The 17,305-nt window shown below is 66.1% G+C and carries 15 protein-coding genes and 1 tRNA gene; 2 read left to right on the top strand and 14 right to left on the bottom strand.

What is annotated here, in order from left to right; translation table 11 throughout:
* Window positions 1-42: 42 nt before the first annotated feature.
* From AC07U1_RS21140 to AC07U1_RS21130, 3 genes are all read right to left on the bottom strand, one after another.
* Window positions 43-117 (bottom strand) — tRNA-Ile (locus AC07U1_RS21140).
* A 67-nt stretch (window positions 118-184) separates the two neighbouring features.
* Entirely contained in the window at window positions 185-1,102 is a 918-nt protein-coding gene (locus AC07U1_RS21135; RefSeq protein ID WP_495197794.1) for a polysaccharide deacetylase family protein, read from the bottom strand.
* Between the two features lie 119 nt (window positions 1,103-1,221).
* Window positions 1,222-2,889, bottom strand: coding sequence for a histidine kinase dimerization/phospho-acceptor domain-containing protein (locus AC07U1_RS21130; protein ID WP_495177622.1), 1,668 nt, complete (start codon window positions 2,887-2,889; stop codon window positions 1,222-1,224).
* Window positions 2,890-3,056: 167 nt separating this feature from the next.
* On the opposite strand from AC07U1_RS21130, the gene AC07U1_RS21125 reads away from it, so the two are divergent.
* Window positions 3,057-3,530, top strand: coding sequence for an Lrp/AsnC family transcriptional regulator (locus tag AC07U1_RS21125; RefSeq protein ID WP_056351336.1), 474 nt, complete (start codon window positions 3,057-3,059; stop codon window positions 3,528-3,530).
* A gap of 72 nt (window positions 3,531-3,602) precedes the next feature.
* On the opposite strand, the gene AC07U1_RS21120 is transcribed toward AC07U1_RS21125, so the two are convergent.
* Both AC07U1_RS21120 and AC07U1_RS21115 read right to left on the bottom strand, forming a co-directional pair.
* Complete coding sequence (locus tag AC07U1_RS21120) at window positions 3,603-4,895, bottom strand: tetratricopeptide repeat protein (RefSeq protein WP_495197793.1); 1,293 nt, start codon at window positions 4,893-4,895, stop codon at window positions 3,603-3,605.
* A 204-nt stretch (window positions 4,896-5,099) separates the two neighbouring features.
* Entirely contained in the window at window positions 5,100-5,396 is a 297-nt protein-coding gene (locus AC07U1_RS21115) for an Hpt domain-containing protein (protein ID WP_495177624.1), read from the bottom strand.
* Between the two features lie 149 nt (window positions 5,397-5,545).
* Between AC07U1_RS21115 and AC07U1_RS21110 the strand changes: the two genes are divergently transcribed.
* On the top strand, window positions 5,546-7,825 hold the full coding sequence (locus tag AC07U1_RS21110) for a hypothetical protein (protein ID WP_495177625.1): 2,280 nt from the start codon (window positions 5,546-5,548) through the stop codon (window positions 7,823-7,825).
* 95 nt (window positions 7,826-7,920) lie between these two features.
* Here AC07U1_RS21110 and AC07U1_RS21105 read toward each other — a convergent pair whose 3' ends face one another.
* From AC07U1_RS21105 to AC07U1_RS21065, 9 genes are read right to left on the bottom strand one after another with little or no spacing between them, the layout of a single operon-like run.
* Window positions 7,921-8,181, bottom strand: a complete 261-nt coding sequence (locus AC07U1_RS21105) for a DUF1467 family protein (RefSeq protein WP_056351325.1) — start codon at window positions 8,179-8,181, stop codon at window positions 7,921-7,923.
* An 11-nt stretch (window positions 8,182-8,192) separates the two neighbouring features.
* Entirely contained in the window at window positions 8,193-9,827 is a 1,635-nt protein-coding gene (locus tag AC07U1_RS21100; RefSeq protein ID WP_495177626.1) for a ribonuclease J, read from the bottom strand.
* A complete protein-coding gene (locus AC07U1_RS21095) occupies window positions 9,824-10,606 on the bottom strand; it encodes a type III pantothenate kinase (protein ID WP_056351317.1) in 783 nt (260 codons plus the stop codon). The genes AC07U1_RS21100 and AC07U1_RS21095 overlap by 4 nt, the downstream gene beginning before the upstream one ends.
* A 2-nt stretch (window positions 10,607-10,608) precedes the next feature.
* Window positions 10,609-11,412 (bottom strand): biotin--[acetyl-CoA-carboxylase] ligase, encoded by an 804-nt coding sequence (locus AC07U1_RS21090; RefSeq protein ID WP_495177627.1) that lies wholly within the window; start codon window positions 11,410-11,412, stop codon window positions 10,609-10,611.
* Complete coding sequence (nuoN, locus tag AC07U1_RS21085; RefSeq protein WP_495177628.1) at window positions 11,334-12,764, bottom strand: NADH-quinone oxidoreductase subunit NuoN; 1,431 nt, start codon at window positions 12,762-12,764, stop codon at window positions 11,334-11,336. The genes AC07U1_RS21090 and nuoN overlap by 79 nt, the downstream gene beginning before the upstream one ends.
* The gene (locus tag AC07U1_RS21080) at window positions 12,761-14,332 is read right to left on the bottom strand and encodes an NADH-quinone oxidoreductase subunit M (protein ID WP_495177629.1); all 1,572 of its coding nucleotides are present in this window, start codon (window positions 14,330-14,332) and stop codon (window positions 12,761-12,763) included. The genes nuoN and AC07U1_RS21080 overlap by 4 nt, the downstream gene beginning before the upstream one ends.
* Entirely contained in the window at window positions 14,329-16,380 is a 2,052-nt protein-coding gene (gene nuoL / locus AC07U1_RS21075) for an NADH-quinone oxidoreductase subunit L (protein ID WP_187140204.1), read from the bottom strand. Before nuoL ends, AC07U1_RS21080 begins: the two co-directional genes overlap by 4 nt.
* 4 nt (window positions 16,381-16,384) lie before the next feature.
* Window positions 16,385-16,690 (bottom strand): NADH-quinone oxidoreductase subunit NuoK, encoded by a 306-nt coding sequence (gene nuoK, locus AC07U1_RS21070; protein ID WP_053554267.1) that lies wholly within the window; start codon window positions 16,688-16,690, stop codon window positions 16,385-16,387.
* Entirely contained in the window at window positions 16,687-17,298 is a 612-nt protein-coding gene (locus AC07U1_RS21065) for an NADH-quinone oxidoreductase subunit J (protein ID WP_056351307.1), read from the bottom strand. The genes nuoK and AC07U1_RS21065 overlap by 4 nt, the downstream gene beginning before the upstream one ends.
* Window positions 17,299-17,305 lie beyond the last annotated feature (7 nt).

Here is a 17,305-nt window from a genome sequence, read left to right as displayed (position 1 = left end):
TTGGGGCATTGGAGCGGGATAGGTTTCAATTTGCAAGGAAAATGGTGGGCCCGGCAGGACTCGAACCCGCAACCTAGCCGTTATGAGCGGCCGGCTCTACCATTGAGCTACAGGCCCCCGAGGGGATGGCGTGGCGATAGCGGAGCGCGGCGAGGCTTGGCAAGCGCGATCAGGGCGCTGATGCCTAACGTTGCGCCATATCGAGAATCGCCGCCGCGGTGGTCGGTTCGACCCCGCGTTTTGCGAGATGGCCAAGCACCACCTCCCACCAGCGATAGAAGGCCGCAAGGTCAGCATCGGTGCGGACATAGGGCGTGTTGCCCGGTTGCAGCGACGGCGAATGGAAGGAGAAGTTAAGCACCGGCAGCCGCGCCGCGACCGCGAGATCGATCGCCGCGCACGCCTTCGCGGCGGGAATGCCCTCGGGCGTCAACGCGATCCGTTCGGCGAGGCCGAGCCGCGCGAACGCCGCGCGGGTGTTCGACGAGGTGCGGTGATAGAGCCAGCGCCCGACCGGCCCGAGCAGGCCGCCAAACAGCGTCGTCACCGGCATTTCGAGCAGGCGCGGCCCGCCGGTCTCGACCCACCAGGGATGGAGCGGCATGGCGCGATAATCGGGGCCGTGGCCGGGGCGATAATCGAAGCCCGAGCGCACCGACGTGTCGCAGCGGAAGCCAAGGTCCGCGAGCATCGCCGCGCTGTCGGGACCGACACCATAGCGACCGGCGCGGTACACCGTCGGCGCGGCGCCGAAACGCGCCGCGATCGCGTCGCGCAGTGCGGTCATCTTGGCGCGTTGCAGGTCGGGCGGGAGGTTTCCGGTGTAGCTGTTGTAGGCGCTGACCACTTCGTCGTGCGGCGGCGTGACCCACGGATGGAGCTGGGCACCGACCTCGCACCGCCCCGCCGCGCGCGCGGCGCCGAGGATCGCGACGGCGCGGTCGTCGGCGACGATCGGCCAGTCGACGAGATAGATGGGCGCGACCCCGGCGCTTTCGAAAAAGGCCTGGCAATCGGTGAGCGCGGGGACCGAATCGAGCCGGTAGCCGGTGCGCGCGAAGGGCGCCGACCAGTCGAAATCCTCTTCGGTATCGATGGTCACCCAGAAGCGCGGGCTTTCGTCCGGTCGCAAGCGGACCAGATCCGACGCCGCGGGTGGCTTCAACAGATTATCCGCTCGTTCCACCGAGCTCTTCCCCTGCACGAGGTGCCCTGCCCCGATCAGTCTTCATGCTGCTGGACCATCGGATCCAGGGCAGACGCCGGGGTGGCGGAGGGAAGGTGCAAGGTCAAGGCGTTATGCCCGATATCGAGACGACCGCCCGCCGCGCGGGCGAGGCTGTCGACGAGCCGCAGCGAGAAGCCGAGGCTGAGAATCGCCGCGCCCGGCGCGTCGCCCTCGGGGCTGTAGCTGGGATCGAGCAGGTCGCGGGCGGGCGTGAAACGGATCGCGACCGGGCGCACGAGCCGGAGCTGCAGCTCGTCCGTTTTCGCCGGATCGGTGACCAATTGCCCGACGAGTGTCGCGTTCGATTCGAACACATCGACCAGCGCGGTGATCAGCCGCCCGATCATCCGCCGCGCGCTGATATCCTCGACCGCGGCGTGGAACGGCCCGCCGACGCGCGAGATGCTGACCCCGACGCCATGTTCGGCGAACAATGGCGCGAGTTCGCGTTCGACCTGCGCGGTGATCGCCTCGATGTCGCTGTGTCCGCTGGCGGGGGCCACCGTCGTCGGGGCGGGCTGGGTCGCCGTCTGAAGATCGTCGATGATCGCCTGCACTGCCGCAGCGTCGGCGACGATCGTGTCGGCCATAGCGCGATAGGCGCCGCTGACTGGGCCGAACATCTGGCCCGAGATGATCTGCGCGAAGCCCGAGATCGCGTTCAACGGGCTGCGCAGTTCGTGGATCAGCTGGCGGATCGAATCGCCGGCATTGTCCACGGCGGGCAGGCCGTAGGGAATTTCGTTGCGATGCGGGCGCCGCGCGCTGCCGCGATAGCCGCGGAACTGGCCGCTGACGTGGTCGAACCAGGGCAAAGCCGAGAAACGCCATTCGCCGGCGTCGGCCTCGGCGCCTTCGAGGATCATGCGCGCGTTGATCATTTCGGCGCGCTGGCGGAACGCCCCCGCCGCGACGCCGTCGGTGCCGGGTTCGCCGCCGAACGCCGCCTCGGCGATAGACAGCCCGATCGCGGCGCCGCGCGGGACACCCTCGACCCAGTGGATGACGCCGTCGGAACCGGTTTCGAAGAGGAAGGATTCGCGCGCGACGGGTGCGGGGCGCGACGCGGCGGACGGCTGGCCGCGGCCCGCTTGATATTTGTCGATGCGGCGGACGAGTTCGCTGATCTGGCTCGGTTCGGTGTCGGGCGCCGGCGCCGAAGCCGGTTGGGGTTCGGGCGCGGACTCGGCCGTTGCTGCCTCCGGTTCCGCGATCCGGTCGGGCTGCGGCAGCGCGACCGAGGCAGCGCCGAGGCTGGCGAGCGCGCGGTTGACGCCTTGCGGCAGGTCGCTGCGCGCGGCGAGGAACGAGCGCGCCATCGGGCCGGTCGCGGGCAGCAGCGCGAGCCAGTCGGCCTCGGCCAGTTGCGCGTCGCGCAGCATCGCGAGCGACACCGCAGGCACGTCGTTGGCGTAGAGCGCGACGATCGGCGCGAACCGGCTGTGGCGCGCGATCGACCTGGCGCAGTCGCGGCGGACATTTTCGGGAATTTGCGGGCGCAAGACCGCGAGCGCGTGAAGCGAGCGGCGAATATCGTCATCGGCCAGTTGATTGCCGCGCTGCGCGAGAATATCGGAGAGTTGACGCCAGGCCGCGACACAGGTTCGCCGGTCGGCCGGCGCCTGACGCAATATGGTCGCGATCATCGTGTCGGCTGTCACGCGGTGCGGGCCCCCACCCCGTTGGTTGGTTAGCAGATATTTACCGGCTAGCGTGAATCATCCGGTCATGAAAGCGCCTTAACCAACCGCGTCGCATTGTGGGACAATTGCAATCGCCTGAAATATTATTATGGTCAGCGCCTCCAGAGGGAAGCGGAAGTTACAATATGGCGAGCCAGAAATTCGATCAGATCGACCTGCAAATCCTGCACGAACTGCAGAAGGACGGGCGGATGACCAATGTCGAACTCGCCCAACTGGTCGGATTGACCGCCCCGCCGTGCCTGCGCCGCGTGCGCGCGCTCGAGGAATCGGGGGTGATCCGCAGCTATCATGCCGACCTCGACGCCGCCAAGCTCGGCTATGGCATCACGGTGTTCGCGATGGTCAGCCTGCGCAGCCAGGCCGAATCCGATTTGAAGGCATTCGAGGACTATGTCGGCGCGCTCGCCGAGGTGCGCGAATGCTATATGCTCAACGGCGAGATCGACTTCCTGCTCAAGGTCGTCGCGCGCGACCTGCAGAGCTTCCAGTCGTTCCTGACCGCCCATCTGACCTCGGCGCCCAATGTGACGAGCGTCAAGACCTCGCTCACGATCCGCACCGCGAAGCAACTCGCCGGGATCCCCGTCGAACCCTGACGGTTTCGAACCGGGCATGAAAAAGGGCGCCACCCGCCGGGATGGCGCCCTTTTCGTTTCGGTACGGAGCGCTTAGTTGGTCGGCGCCGGAGCCGGAGCCGGAGCTGCCGCCGCAGGAGCCGCCGCCGGCGTGTCGATCTTCACCGTCCACAGCTGGGCGAGACGCTTGCGCGGGCCGACCACCGACGCAAAGCTCGCCTTGGCACCGGCGGCGTCACCGGCCAGCGCCTGCGCAACGCCCATGCGATAGGTCCACAATTCCTTGTCGCCGCCCGCCGCGAGTGCCGCCTTGTACAGCGGGATCGAATCGGCATAGCGACCGTAGCCGACCATCGCATCGCCGGTCGCGCCCGCGGTCTTGGCGACCGAAAGCGTCGAGGGTTTCGCGGCGTAAGCGGTCAGCGTCGATTCCTCGTCGCCGATGCGTTCGCTCTGGGTCTTGAGGACTTCGTCGAGCTTGGCGTCGGTCGCCTGGATAACCTTGCGGTCCTTGCCATATTTGATGACCGCGACGGCTTCGCCCGGCAGCGCAGCTTCGGTCGCGAGCGCCGCATATTCCAGATATTCGGGGCGCTGGAGCATCGCCCCAGTCGCGCGCATCAGGCGCAGCGTGTCGAGTCCGATTTCCTTGTTGTCGCCTGACTGCTGCAACAGGATGAACAGCGTCTGGCGCCACACTTCGGGCTGGCTGTAGTCGCGCAGACGCAACGTCATCAGGTCGACGACCTCATCGTGGCGCTTCGCCGCCTGCAGCTTCTGGATCGGGCGGACATAGAGCTCGTCCGACGGCCGCTGGCCAGCGGCGCGTGTGGCCTCGATCGAGGCTTTCGCCAACTCAACCGCCCTGTCGAGCTGATTGGTCTGCAAAAGGCTGTCGACCACGAACAGGTCTATCGCGGGTTCCTTGGAGCCGGCGGCCTTGGCGGCCTCGAGCCGCTGGATCGCCTTCGCATAATCCTTGTCCTGATAGGCGAACTGACCCGAGAAGAAATTATAGGTCGCAACGCTTTCGGCAGGCGTGATGCCCGACGCCAGCATCTCGTCGAGCCCCTTGCCCTGCGTTGCCTTGTCCTTGGTCAGGATGCCAAGCTGCAGCGTGTAGAAGGCGATCCAATATTTGTCCTCGGGGGTCGATGCGGTGCCCTGCCCCTCGGCCAGCGCGGCCTGAAGCGCCGCCGAATCCTTGGCGTTGGTCGCGTCCATCATCTTTTTGACCGAGGGGCCGAACGCCTTGCTCGCTGCGATGGTCGCGCCCTTCTTGGCCTCTTCTTCCTTGCCCTTCTTCTTTTCCTTCTTGGGCTTGTCCTGCGCAGCCGCGGGGGTGGCCGACATCGCCATCAGCGCGCAGCCCAGCACAGCGGCCATGGCCGTCGCGGGCATAGAGCGAAAACGGGTGAACATCTGAAATCTCTCCTTCGATTCGGCCGCCGCGCGCATAGGCACGCGCAGGTTCGACCGCGCTCTAAACGCGGCTAAACCTCCGACGTTGCCATGGCAAGACAGGCCCGGTTGATTTTGCAATGACCGGGGGCGGCTGAACGGCGATTGAACCCCGTTCGTCGATAAGGTTCAGGCGATCGCGTCGATCGCCTGGTTGATTTCGCGCAGGATCGCCGGATCGCCGGGGGCGCCGGCCATCGCGGCTTCGGCGAGCTGGATCAGCGGGATGATGCCGAAGGTGGCGGCGAGCCCCTTCAGGCGAAGCGCCGCGACGTTCCAGTTGGCGTCGCAGCGGGCGCGGCGCATCAGGTCGCTGAGGTCGCGCGCGCTGCCGGTGAACGCGTTGCGCAGGTCGAGCGTCATCGCGGGATCGTCGCCGACCGCCGCGTTCAGATACCGATCAAGAGGGCCGCTATCGAACGACATTCCACAGCCTTGACAGTCCATGGTTAAGTTTCCGTTTCATGGCGGGCATTTGCTGCTAAGATGCGACTATGACGGGGGATAAAAAAATCGTCGGTTTGTGGCGGGAATCCGCGGCAAATCCGGATACGGACAGCCAGGCGGCGGAGCCGGTGGCAGCGGGCGCGGTCGTGCCCGAGGCAGAGGCGCCCGCGCCCGCCGAACGCGACTGGCTCGACATGTCGGCGCTCGCCGGCGAAGCGGACGTCGAGGACGCGACGGCAAGTCCGTCGGCCTGGCGCGACCGCACCGCCCCTGCCCTGCTGATCCTGCTCGGGCTCGTCTGGACCGTTTTCGCCGCTGCGGCGGCAACCGACAGCTTCGCGCGCGCGCCGACGATGGCTGAATGGCCAGCGCTGGTCGCCACCATCGCGATGCCGCTGACCTTGCTCGCGGTGCTGTGGATGGCACTGTTGCGGTCGAGCCGATCCGAACAGGCACGTTTCGCCCGCGTCGCGACCGCGCTGCGCGACGAGAATGCGGCGCTCAACCAGTCGATGCACTCGCTCGGACTCCATCTGGCCGATGCACAGCGCCAGCTTGCCGAACAGGCGACGACCGTCCAGCAGCTCGGACTCGATACCGTCGCGCGGCTGACCGAAAGCAGCGACAAGCTGGCCACCAATGCCTCGGTGATCGCCAACGCTCACGACCAGCTCGCACGGTCGAGCGATGTCGCGATGCAGCGGATGGATGGCCTGCTCGCGGGCCTGCCGCGCATCGACGATGTCGCGCAGCGGCTCGCAGGCAATTTCCGTGAGGCGGGCCTCGTCGCGCACCAGCAGGGCGCGAGCCTCGAGGCCAAGCTCGCCGCGCTCGCCGAGGAAGCGGTCAAGGCCGCGCAGACCGGCGAAACGTCGGCGGCGACGCTGAACGACGCGATCGGATCGCTCGAAGCGCGGACCCGGCAGGCCGAAACCGACCTGCTCGCCGTATCGGCGCAGGTGACCGGCGCGCATGAAACGACGCTGGCACAGATCACGCAGGTCGCGGCCGCGCTGCACCACGAACTGACCTCGACCGTCGATGCGATGGGCGCGCGGCTGGGCGAGACCTGGCAGCAGTTCCGCGACGGCGTCGCGACCTCCGCCGGTCAGCTCGACGACCGGCTCGCGGTCGCACGCGATGCGAGCGACGCTATCGGCGCACGCCTGGCGGCGCATGGCGAGGCGAGCGAGCAATTGGCCGCGCAGGTCACCGGGCACGTCGCCGAAATCGGCGATCGGCTGGAGTTCCTCGACGTCAGCGTTTCGGCGAGCGCCGGCGTGATCGGACGCGCCATCGACGACACCAAGTCGCAACTCGCGGCGTTCATGCAACAGGCCGAGGCCGGCAACGGCACCGCGCACCAGTTGATCACCCACGCCGAATCGCTGCTGCTCGCGCTCGACGCGGTGACGCGCGAACTCGACGAATCGCTGCCGCACGCGCTCGAACGCATCGCGTCGCACGGCAAGGTGACACGCACGACGCTCGGCGACCTGCGCCCGATGCTCGAAGCCTCCGAACTTGTCGCGCAATCGACGTTGTCGCATGTCAACGCGGTGCAGGCGACGCTCGCGTCGAACGAAACGCAGATGACGGGTCATGCGGAAAGCCAGCAGGCGCTGGTCGAACGGATCAACGCGTCGCTCGCCGAGGCCGATACCGCGCTCGCCAGGCTGCGCGACGGGGCCGACCAGTTCGCCGAACAGGGCGGCGCGAGGATGATCGCGACGCTGGGCGCGGTGCGCGAGACCGCCGAGTCGGCTGCGAGCCAGGCGCAGCAGACGCTCGAAGCGCTCGTCGCCGGCGCGCGCGAGGCGATGCAGTCGACCGCCACCGAAGTGATCGACGCAGCGTTCCGCACCGAAATCATGAGCCAGCTCGACGCGATCGGCGAAGCGTCCGAACGCGCGGTCGCGGCGGCGAACAACGCCACCGACCGGCTGATGCGCCAGCTGATCACGATCATGGACACCAGCGCCAATGTCGAGGCGCGCGCCGCCGAGGCCGAACAGGCGATCGCGGCGTCGGACCGCGATTCGCTGGCGAAGCAGGTCGGCCTGCTCACCGAATCGCTGAAATCGACCGCGATCGACGTCACCAAGATCCTGTCGAGCGAAGTCAGCGACACCGCATGGGACGCCTATCTCAAGGGCGACCGCGGGGTGTTCGCGCGCCGGGCGGTCAAGCTGGTCGAGAATAGCGAGGCGAAGGAAATCCTGCGCGTCTATCAGAACGACGACGCCTTCCACGCCTCGGTGAACCAGTTCATCCACGATTTCGAGGCGATGCTGCGGCTGCTGATGGGCGCGCGCGACGGGTCGGCGATCAGCGTGACCCTGCTGTCGTCGGATATCGGGAAGCTGTACGTCGCGCTGGCGCAGGCGATCGACCGGTTGCGGGGATAGTTTAAGCCCCGTCATTCCGGCGAAGGCCGGGATCTCACCCTATGCTCAATGAACCACCGGCGAGACCCCGGCCTTCGCCGGGGTGACGGTTTAAGTCAGGCCCGCCCGCTCAGCACATTGGGGTCGGCCCAGCCGTTCACATAGGCCACATAATAGATGGCGAAGCAGATCGCCGCCGCGATCGTCATCTGGGCGAGGACGCGTTTCGGGCGGAAGGTCGCGGGGGCGCCGCGATCCTGCCCCGCGATCAGCGGCGCGGCCTCGTCCTCGGCCCGGCGACCATGGAAGGGCAGCACGAAAAAGGCACTGAACACCCAGAAGAGAGTGAAGATCGCGAGCGCGGAGGTCCATTTCATGGTGCCGCTCCTTACAGGTCGACCAGCATGACGTCGACCACCGGTTTCTTGCCGGTCCAGTCGGTCGCGATGCGGCGGACGCCGAGGCGGATCGCCTCGCGCTGCTTGTCGCGATCCTTGGAGGGCGCGCGCGCCGCCATTGCGGCGGCTTCGCGCATCTCGTCCACGAACGCCTCGCGATCGTCCTCGACCGGGACGCCGCGATAGCTGACCGCGCTTTCGGTGAACTTGCCCTTGGTGAAGATCGCCGCGACGGTGATATGGCCGTTGACCGACAGCTTGCGCCGTTCGTTGATCGTCTCGCCGTCGGCGGGCAGGATGACATCGCCGTCGAGGATCAGGCGCCCCGAGTGAACGCGCTCGACGATCTTCGCGGGACCGGGCGCCAGGCGGACAAGGTCGCCATTTTCCTGGATCAGCGCCTTCGGTACGCCCTTTTCCAGCGCGAAGCGCGCCTGTTCGTGCATGTGGCGGATCTCGCCATGCACGGGCACCACGAGCTTCGGGCGCAGCCAGCCATAGAGCGCGGCGAGTTCGGGCTGCCCCGGGTGGCCGCTGACATGGATATGCGCCTGCTTCTCGGTCACGGTCAGCACGTCCTTGGCGGCGAGCTGGTTCATGATCCGCCCGATCGCGACTTCGTTGCCCGGGATCTGTTTCGACGAGAAAACGACGGTATCGCCGGCCTCGAGCTTGATCTGATGGCTGTCGGACGCCATGCGCGCGAGCGCGGCGCGCGGTTCGCCCTGCCCGCCGGTGGCGATGACCATCACCTTGTTGCGGGGCAGCCGCATCGCCTCGTCGAAATCGACCGTCGGCGGGAAATCCTTGAGATAGCCGACCGAGCGCGCGACGCCGAGGATGCGGTCGAGCGAGCGGCCCGCGACGCACAGGGTGCGCCCCGTCGCCCGGGCGACCTCGCCCAGCGTCTTGAGCCGCGCCGCGTTGGAGGCGAAGGTGGTGACGATCACCCTGCCCTTTGCCGCGCCGACCGCGGTCGACAGCCCGTCAAACAGCCCGCCTTCGCTGCCCGACGCCTCGGGATTGAAGGCGTTGGTCGAATCGCCGACGAGCACGTCGATGCCCTCGTCGCCGAGCTTGGTGAGCGCGGCGGCCGACGAGGGCTTGCCCAGCACCGGGTCGTCGTCGAGTTTCCAGTCGCCGGTGTGAAAGACGCGGCCATAGGGCGTGTCGATCACCGCCGCGCTCATCTCGAGGATCGAGTGGGCGAGCGGCACGAAGCGGATCCCGAAGGGGCCGAGCTGGAATTGGGCGTCGATGTCGACGACATGGACCTTGACCTGCTTTTCCAGCCCTTCCTCGATCAGCTTGCCCGCGATCAGCCCCGCGGTGAAGCGGTTGGCATAGAGCGGCACGCCGAGGTCGGCGGCGAGATAGGGCAAGGCGCCGATATGATCCTCGTGCCCGTGGGTCAGGACGATGCCGAGCAGGTCCTTTTTGCGGTCCTCGATGAATTCGAGGTCGGGCATGATGATGTCGATGCCCGGATAATCATGGGTGCCGAAGGTCACGCCGAGGTCGAGCATGATCCATTTGCCGTCGCAGCCATAGAGATTGGCATTCATGCCGATCTCGCCCGAGCCGCCGAGCGCGAGGAAAAGCAGTTCCTTGCCGGGTTTGGTCATGCCGCGTTCCGTTGATTGTACAAATGCATTAATCCATTGAGAGTGAGGTCGGGGTCGATGCGGTCGAACAGGTGCGCCTGCTCGTCGAACAGGGTCGCGAGGCCGCCGGTGGCGATCACGGTGAGCGGTTTTCCGATTTCGGCCTTCAGGCGGGCGATCAGACCCTCCATCATCGAGACATAGCCCCAATAGACGCCGATCAGCATCTGGCTTTCGGTGGTGCGGCCGATGACGCTCGGGCTGGCGGGCGCCTCGATCGCGATGCGCGGGAGTTTGGCGGCGGCAGCGACCAGCGCTTCAAGCGACAGATTGACGCCCGGCGCGATGATGCCGCCGAGATAGGCGCCGTCGGGACCGATATGGTCGAGCGTCGTCGCGGTGCCGAAGCTGATGACCAGCTTGTCCTTGCCCGGCTCGAGCGCCTGCGCCGAAATCGCGTTGACCGCGCGGTCGGCACCAACCGAGCGCGGCTCGTCGACCTTGAGCGCGATGCCCCAGGTCACCGGTTCGCGGCCCGCGACGAGCGCGTCGACGCCGAAATATTTATGCGCAAGCAGCTGCAGATTGTGCAGAGCGCGCGGGACGACGGTCGAGATGATCACGGCATCGACCTGGCTGCGGTCGTGCCCCTCGATACGCAGCAACTGGTCGAGCCAGACCATATATTCGTCGGCGGTGCGGCGATCGTCGGTCGCGATGCGCCAGCGCGCAAGCAGCTCGGTTCCCCGGAACAGCGCGAATTTGGCGTTGGTGTTGCCGACATCGATCGCGAGCAGCACGGCTATTTCCCCTCTTCGAGCGGTCGGCGCAGTTCGATGTCGCCGGCATGGACCAACATGGTCTCGCCGCCGTCGCGGCGCAAGCGCAGCGCACCGTCTGGAGCCAGGCCGTCGAAAACACCGTCGATCCCCTGTTCGGACACGCGCAGCGGGGTGCCGACGCGATGCGCCTGCGGCAGCCAGGCGGCAATGGTGCGGTCGATGCCTTCCTGTCGCCAGGTCCACAGCGCGTCGGTCATCGCGATCGCGAGCGCGTCGGCGAAGCGGTCGCGATCGAGGCTGGCACCCTTGTCGCTGAGCGTCGCGGTCGGGCGATCGGGCAGTTCGGGCGCAGCCACGAGGTTCACCCCGATGCCGATCACGATGCTGTTGCCGGTGCGCTCCATCAATATGCCCGCGCATTTGGCGCCGTCGACCAGCAGGTCATTCGGCCATTTGAGCTGTGCGCCAAGACCGGGTGCGAGCGCCGCGACGGCTTTGGCCAGCGCCACCCCGGCGACGAGCGCCAACGTCGCGGGCGACGGATCGCCGGCGGTCAGATGGACCACGGTCGAGCCCATGAAATTGCCCTGCCCGTCGTTCCACCCGCGCCCCAGGCGACCGCGACCCGCGGTCTGGCGGTCGGCGACGAGCCAATGCCCCTCGCCCACATGCTCGCCGCTGGCCAGCCGCGCCAGCAGGTCGGCGTTGGTCGAACCTGTCTCGGCGATCCGCTCTATCGGCGGAATCAGAACAGCACCGACGCGGCGCTGGCCGATGCGATGGCCAGCAGCGGAATGAAGAGATAGCCGATCAGCGACAGCCACAGCGCGCTGACCGTCATCAGCACCCGTTCGACCGGCGCCGCGGGGGCCGCGAATTCGGTGTCGGAGGGATCGTCGAACACCATCGTCTTGATGACCATGATGTAATAATATGCGCCAATAACCGACGCGACGATGCCGGCGACCGCGAGCGGCACGAGGTTGGCGTTCACCGCGGCCTGGAACACCAGCAATTTGGGCCAGAAGCCGAACAGCGGCGGAATGCCCGCGAGGCTGAGCAGGAACACCGACATCGCGGCGGCGAGCCAGCCGCGCTTGCTGGCGAGGCCCGCCATCGCGGGGATGCTCTCGACGGCATTGCCGTCCGTATCGCGCAGCTGCAGCACGACGAGGAAGGCACCGAGCGTGGTCACCACGTAAACCACCAAATAGGTCAGCACGCCCTCGACCCCAGCCTGCGTTCCCGCGGCGAGACCGATCAGCATGAAGCCGACATTGTTGATCGACGAATAGGCAAGCAGGCGCTTGATATTCTTCTGCCCGATCGCGCCGACCGCGCCGAGGATGATCGAGGCGAGCGCGAGGAAGATGACGATCTGTTGCCAGGCACCGACCGCGGGGCCCATCGCGTCGATGACGACGCGCGTCATCAGTGCCATCGCCGCCACTTTCGGCGCGCTGGCAAAGAAGGCGGTGACCGGGGTCGGCGCGCCTTCATAGACGTCGGGGGTCCACATATGGAACGGCACGGCGCTGATCTTGAACGCGAGGCCCGCGAGCACGAAGACGATGCCGAAGATCAGCCCGGCGTTGAGCTGACCGCCCATCGCGGTGGCGATGCCGGCGAAATCGGTGGTGCCGCTGAATCCGTAGAGCAAGGAGATGCCATAGAGCAGCATGCCCGACGCGAGCGCGCCGAGGACGAAATATTTGAGTCCGGCCTCGCTCGACCGCTCGTCGTTGCGCATGAAGCTGGCGAGCACATAGGCGGCGAGGCTGTTGAGTTCGAGCCCGACATAGAGCGTCATCAGGTCGCGCGACGAGGCCATGATCCCCATGCCGAGCGCGGCGAACAGGATCAGCACCGGGTATTCGGCGCGCATACCGCCCGCGAAGAAACGCGGCGCGATGAGGATCGACACGGCGCTGGCGCCATAGATGATCAGCTTGGCGAACCCGCCGAACGCATCGACCGACAGCGTGCCCGAGAAGACCGAGGCGTTGACCCCGAACAGCGCGACCACCGCGACCGTCGCGGCGGCGAGCGTCAGCAGCGCGGCGAGCTGGTACAGCCCCACCTGGCGATCGCCGAGGAAGGTGCCGAGCATCAGCGTGATCAGCCCGCCGATCGTCAGGATCAGTTCGGGCCAGACGAGCATGAGATCGGCGGTCATTGGACGCCTCCCGCATGATGCGCTTCGCCGGCGGATGCCTCACCATGGCCAGCGCCATGGTCGGCGGCGGCCTTGGGCTTGCCGGCGCTGACATGCGCGTCACCGGCGGGCTTGGCCGGGGCGAGGCGCGCGACCACGGTGGTCACGTCGCCGCGCATCGGCGCGAGGAAGCTTTCGGGATAGACGCCCATCCACAGCGCCACGGCCGCCAGCGGCACCATGATCGCCCATTCGCGGGGATTGAGATCGGGCATCGCCTTCACATCGTCCTTGGTGAGTTCGCCGAACACGATACGGCGGTAGAGATAGAGCATGTACGCGGCGCCGAGGATGATGCCGGTGGTGCAGATGAAGGCAACCCAGCTCGACGATTCATAAATGCCCGCGATGCTGAGGAATTCGCCGACGAAGCCGCTGGTGCCCGGCAGGCCGATCGACGCCATGGTGAACAGCATGAAGAACAGCGCATAGGCCGGCATGTTCACCGCGAGCCCGCCGTAACGGTCGATCTCGCGCGTGTGGAGCCGGTCGTAGATCACCCCGACGCAGAAGAAGAGCGCGGCCGAGACGACGCCATGGCTGAGCATGACGATCATCGCGCCCTCGATGCCCTGCTGGTTGAAGGCGAACAGGCCCGCGGTGACGATCGCCATGTGGGCGACCGACGAATAAGCGATCAGCTTCTTCATGTCGCTTTGCACCAGCGCGACAAGGCTGGTGTAGACGACCGCGACCATCGACAGCGCGAAGACGATCCACATCAGCTGCGCCGAGGCGTCGGGGAACATCGGCATCATGAAGCGGATGAAACCGTAACCGCCCATCTTGAGCAGCACGCCCGCGAGGATCATCGAACCCGCGGTCGGCGCCTGGACGTGCGCGTCGGGCAGCCAGGTGTGGACGGGCCACATCGGCATCTTGACCGCGAGGCTGGCGAAGAAGGCGAGCCACAGCCAGGTCTGCATTTCGACCGGGAAGTCGTAATTGAGCAGGACCGGGATAGAGGTCGTGCCCGCCTCGGCGATCATCGCGATCATCGCGATCAGCATCAGCACCGATCCGAGCAGCGTGTAGAGGAAGAATTTGAACGCCGCATATTTGCGGTTCGCGCCGCCCCAGATGCCGATGATGAAATACATCGGGATCAAGCCGGCTTCGAAGAAGATGTAGAAGAGCAGCAGATCCTGCGCCGCAAAGACGCCGATCATGACGACTTCCATCGCCAGGAACATCGCCATGTAAAGGCCGACACGCTTGGTGATCGCCTCCCAGCTCGCGAGGATGCACAGCGGCATGAGGAAGGTGCTGAGCACGATCAACAGCAGCGCGAGGCCGTCGATGCCGAGCGCCCAGTCGAAGGGTCCGAACAGGCCTTCGTGCAGTTCCTGGAACTGCCACTGCGCGCCACCGACGTCGAACTGCGCCCAGAGCAGGATGCCCAGCGCCAGATTGACCAGCGTCGCGCCGAGCGCGACCCAGCGCGCCGACTTGTCGCCGACGAAAACACAGGCGATGGCAGCGGCCGCAGGGACCGCCAGCATCAGCGAAAGAATGGGAAAGCCGCTCACAGGAACTTCACCATGGCCCAGCTGGCCAGACCGACGAGGCCGAGCAGCATCACGAACGCATATCCATAAACATAACCCGATTGCAGCCGCACTGCGAGCCGCGTGCCGCCCTGGACGAGCGCCGCCGCGCCATCGGGACCGAAACGGTCGATGGTCTGTTCATCGCCGCGCTTCCAGAAGAAGCGGCCGATCGCGAACGCGGGCTTGACGAAGACGATGTCGTACAGCTCGTCGAAATACCATTTGCGGTAGAGGAAATTGTGCAGCAGCCCGAACTGCGCGACGAAGCGCGCGGGCAGACTGGTGTTGCGGATATAGCTGTTCCACGCGAGGAACAGCCCGATCGCCATCACCGTAAACGGCGTCCATTTCACCCACAGAGGCACTTCGTGCGCGGCGTGCATCAGATGCGCGTCGAACGCCAGCATGCTGCCCTGCCAGAAGGCGGTGCCTTCTTCGGGATAGATGAACTGGTGGTGGAAGGCGATGCCGGCGAACACGGCGCCGATCGACAGCAGGATGAGCGGGATCAGCATCGTGATCGGGCTTTCGTGCGGGTGATAACCCGCGGTGCCGTCGCCCGAAACGCCATGGTGCGCGTCGTGATGATGATCGTCATGCGCATGATCGTCATGGCCGTGGCCATGCGCGTCATGAACCGCATGCTGGATATGCTCGCTCTGCTCCCAGCGCGCCTTGCCATAGAAGGTCAGGAAGACGAGGCGCCACGAGTAGAAGCTGGTGAGGAACGCCACGAAGATGCCGACCCAGAAAGCCACCACGCCGCCGCCACCGCTGGCGAATGCCGCCTCGAGGATGCCGTCCTTCGAATAGAAGCCGGCGAAACCCGCGACGCCCGCGATGCCGACGCCGGTGATCGCCAGCGTGCCGAGCATCATCGCCCAATAGGTGATCGGGATCTGTTTCCGCAGATTGCCGTAATAGCGCATGTCCTGTTCATGGTGCATCGCGTGGATCACCGAACCGGCGCCAAGGAACAGCAAAGCCTTGAAGAAGGCGTGGGTGAACAGGTGGAACATCGCGGCGCCATAAGCGCCGGCGCCGGCGGCGAAGAACATGTAGCCGAGCTGCGAACAGGTCGAATAGGCGATGACGCGCTTGATGTCCCACTGGGTCGTCGCGACGGTCGCGGCGAAGAAGCAGGTCGCGGCGCCGACGAACATGACGACGCCCTGCGCGACCGGCGCGGTCTCGAACATCGGTGACAGGCGGCAGACCATGAAGACGCCCGCGGTGACCATCGTCGCGGCGTGGATCAGCGCCGACACCGGGGTCGGCCCTTCCATCGCGTCGGGCAGCCAGGTGTGGAGGCCAAGCTGCGCCGACTTGCCCATCGCGCCGATGAACAGCAGCAGGCAGAGGATCGTCATCGTGTCGAGGCGCATGCCGAGGAAGGTGATGCTGCTGCCCGCCATGCCCGGCGCGGCATTGAGGATGTCGGGGATCGAAACGGTGCCGAACACCAGGAAGGTGCCGAAAATGCCGAGCATGAAGCCGAGGTCGCCGACGCGGTTGACGACGAACGCCTTGATCGCCGCGGCATTGGCGCTGGGCTTCTTGTACCAGAAACCGATGAGCAGATAGGAAGCGAGACCGACACCTTCCCAGCCGAAGAACATCTGGACAAGGTTGTTCGCGGTCACCAGCATCAGCATCGCGAAGGTGAAGAGCGAGAGATAGGCGAAGAAGCGCGGCTGGTCCGGATCCTCCTCCATATAGCCCCAGCTATAGAGGTGGACGAGCGCCGAGACCGTCGTGATGACGACGAGCATCACCGCGGTCAGCGTGTCGACGCGCAATTCCCAGTTGAACTGGAGCGCGCCCGAACTGACCCAGTGCAGCACGGTGACAACCTCGGCCGTGCCATTGCCCCACACGAAGGACAGGAAGATCGGCCAGCTCAAGGCGCAGCTGGCGAACAGCGCACCCGTGGTGATCAGCTTGGCCGCGAACGGGCCGATGGCGCGCTGGCCGAGGCCTGCGACAAGCGCCGCGAGCAGCGGCAGGAATACGATCGCCTGAATCACCGGCTTACCCCTTCATCCGGTTGGCGTCATCGACCGCAATGGTGCCGCGGCCGCGGAAATAGATCACGAGAATGGCGAGCCCGATCGCGGCCTCGCCGGCGGCGACGGTCAGCACGAACATCGCGAACACCTGTCCGACGAGATCGCCGAGCGCGGCGCTGAACGCGACGAGGTTGATGTTCACCGCGAGCAGGATCAGCTCGATCGCCATCAGGATGACGATGATATTTTTGCGGTTGATGAAGATGCCGAGCACGCCGAGCGTGAACAGCACGGCACTGACCGCGAGATAATGGCCAACCGAGATCACAGCTCAACCCCCTGCCCGACGCCCGGGTCGACAAGGCGCGTGGCATCCTCGGGACGGCGCTGGTTCTGCAACGAAATATTTTGGGTGCGCGCGCCGCCGCGCTGGCGGTGGGTCAGCACGATCGCGCCGATCATCGCCACCAGCAGCACGATGCCCGCCGCCTCGAACAGGAAGATATACTTCGTGTAGAGCAGTTCGCCGATCTGCTGGATATTGCTCTTGTCGGCGACCGCGGGCGCGGCGCGCGCCGCGAGATCGATCCCACCCGCGCTCCACGCGCCGACCGCGAAGATCAGTTCGGCGGCGAGGATGATCGCGACGAGCGCGCCGAGCGGCAGATAGCGCACGAAACCCGCGCGCAATTCGGCGAAATCGATGTCGAGCATCATCACGACGAACAGGAACAGCACCGCGACCGCGCCGACATAGACGATGACGAGCAGCATCGCGATGAACTCGGCGCCCGCGAGCAGCATGAGACCCGCCGCGTTGAAGAAGGCGAGGATCAGCCACATCACGCTGTGGACCGGATTGCGCGCGAAAATCACCATCGCGGCGGACGCGATGACGAGCGTGGCGAACAGGTAGAAGGCGAAGAGCTGGATCATGTGCGCG

The organism is Sphingopyxis sp. GW821-FHT02C12 (assembly GCF_059421785.1).
Note: the sequence above shows the minus strand (reverse complement) of the source record. Positions and strands in the feature narration are given on the sequence as shown.

Bases quoted from the DNA above. Each gene is read 5' to 3' on its own strand.
- AC07U1_RS21100 (WP_495177626.1), bottom strand. From the start codon at position 9,827: ATGACCAAACCCGGCAAGGAACTGCTTTTCCTCGCGCTCGGCGGCTCG.
- AC07U1_RS21065 (WP_056351307.1), bottom strand. From the start codon at position 17,298: ATGATCCAGCTCTTCGCCTTCTACCTGTTCGCCACGCTCGTCATCGCG.
- AC07U1_RS21115 (WP_495177624.1), bottom strand. From the start codon at position 5,396: ATGTCGTTCGATAGCGGCCCTCTTGATCGGTATCTGAACGCGGCGGTC.
- AC07U1_RS21120 (WP_495197793.1), bottom strand. From the start codon at position 4,895: ATGGCCGCTGTGCTGGGCTGCGCGCTGATGGCGATGTCGGCCACCCCC.
- AC07U1_RS21105 (WP_056351325.1), bottom strand. From the start codon at position 8,181: ATGAAATGGACCTCCGCGCTCGCGATCTTCACTCTCTTCTGGGTGTTC.
- nuoN (WP_495177628.1), bottom strand. From the start codon at position 12,764: ATGACCGCCGATCTCATGCTCGTCTGGCCCGAACTGATCCTGACGATC.
- AC07U1_RS21125 (WP_056351336.1), top strand. From the start codon at position 3,057: ATGGCGAGCCAGAAATTCGATCAGATCGACCTGCAAATCCTGCACGAA.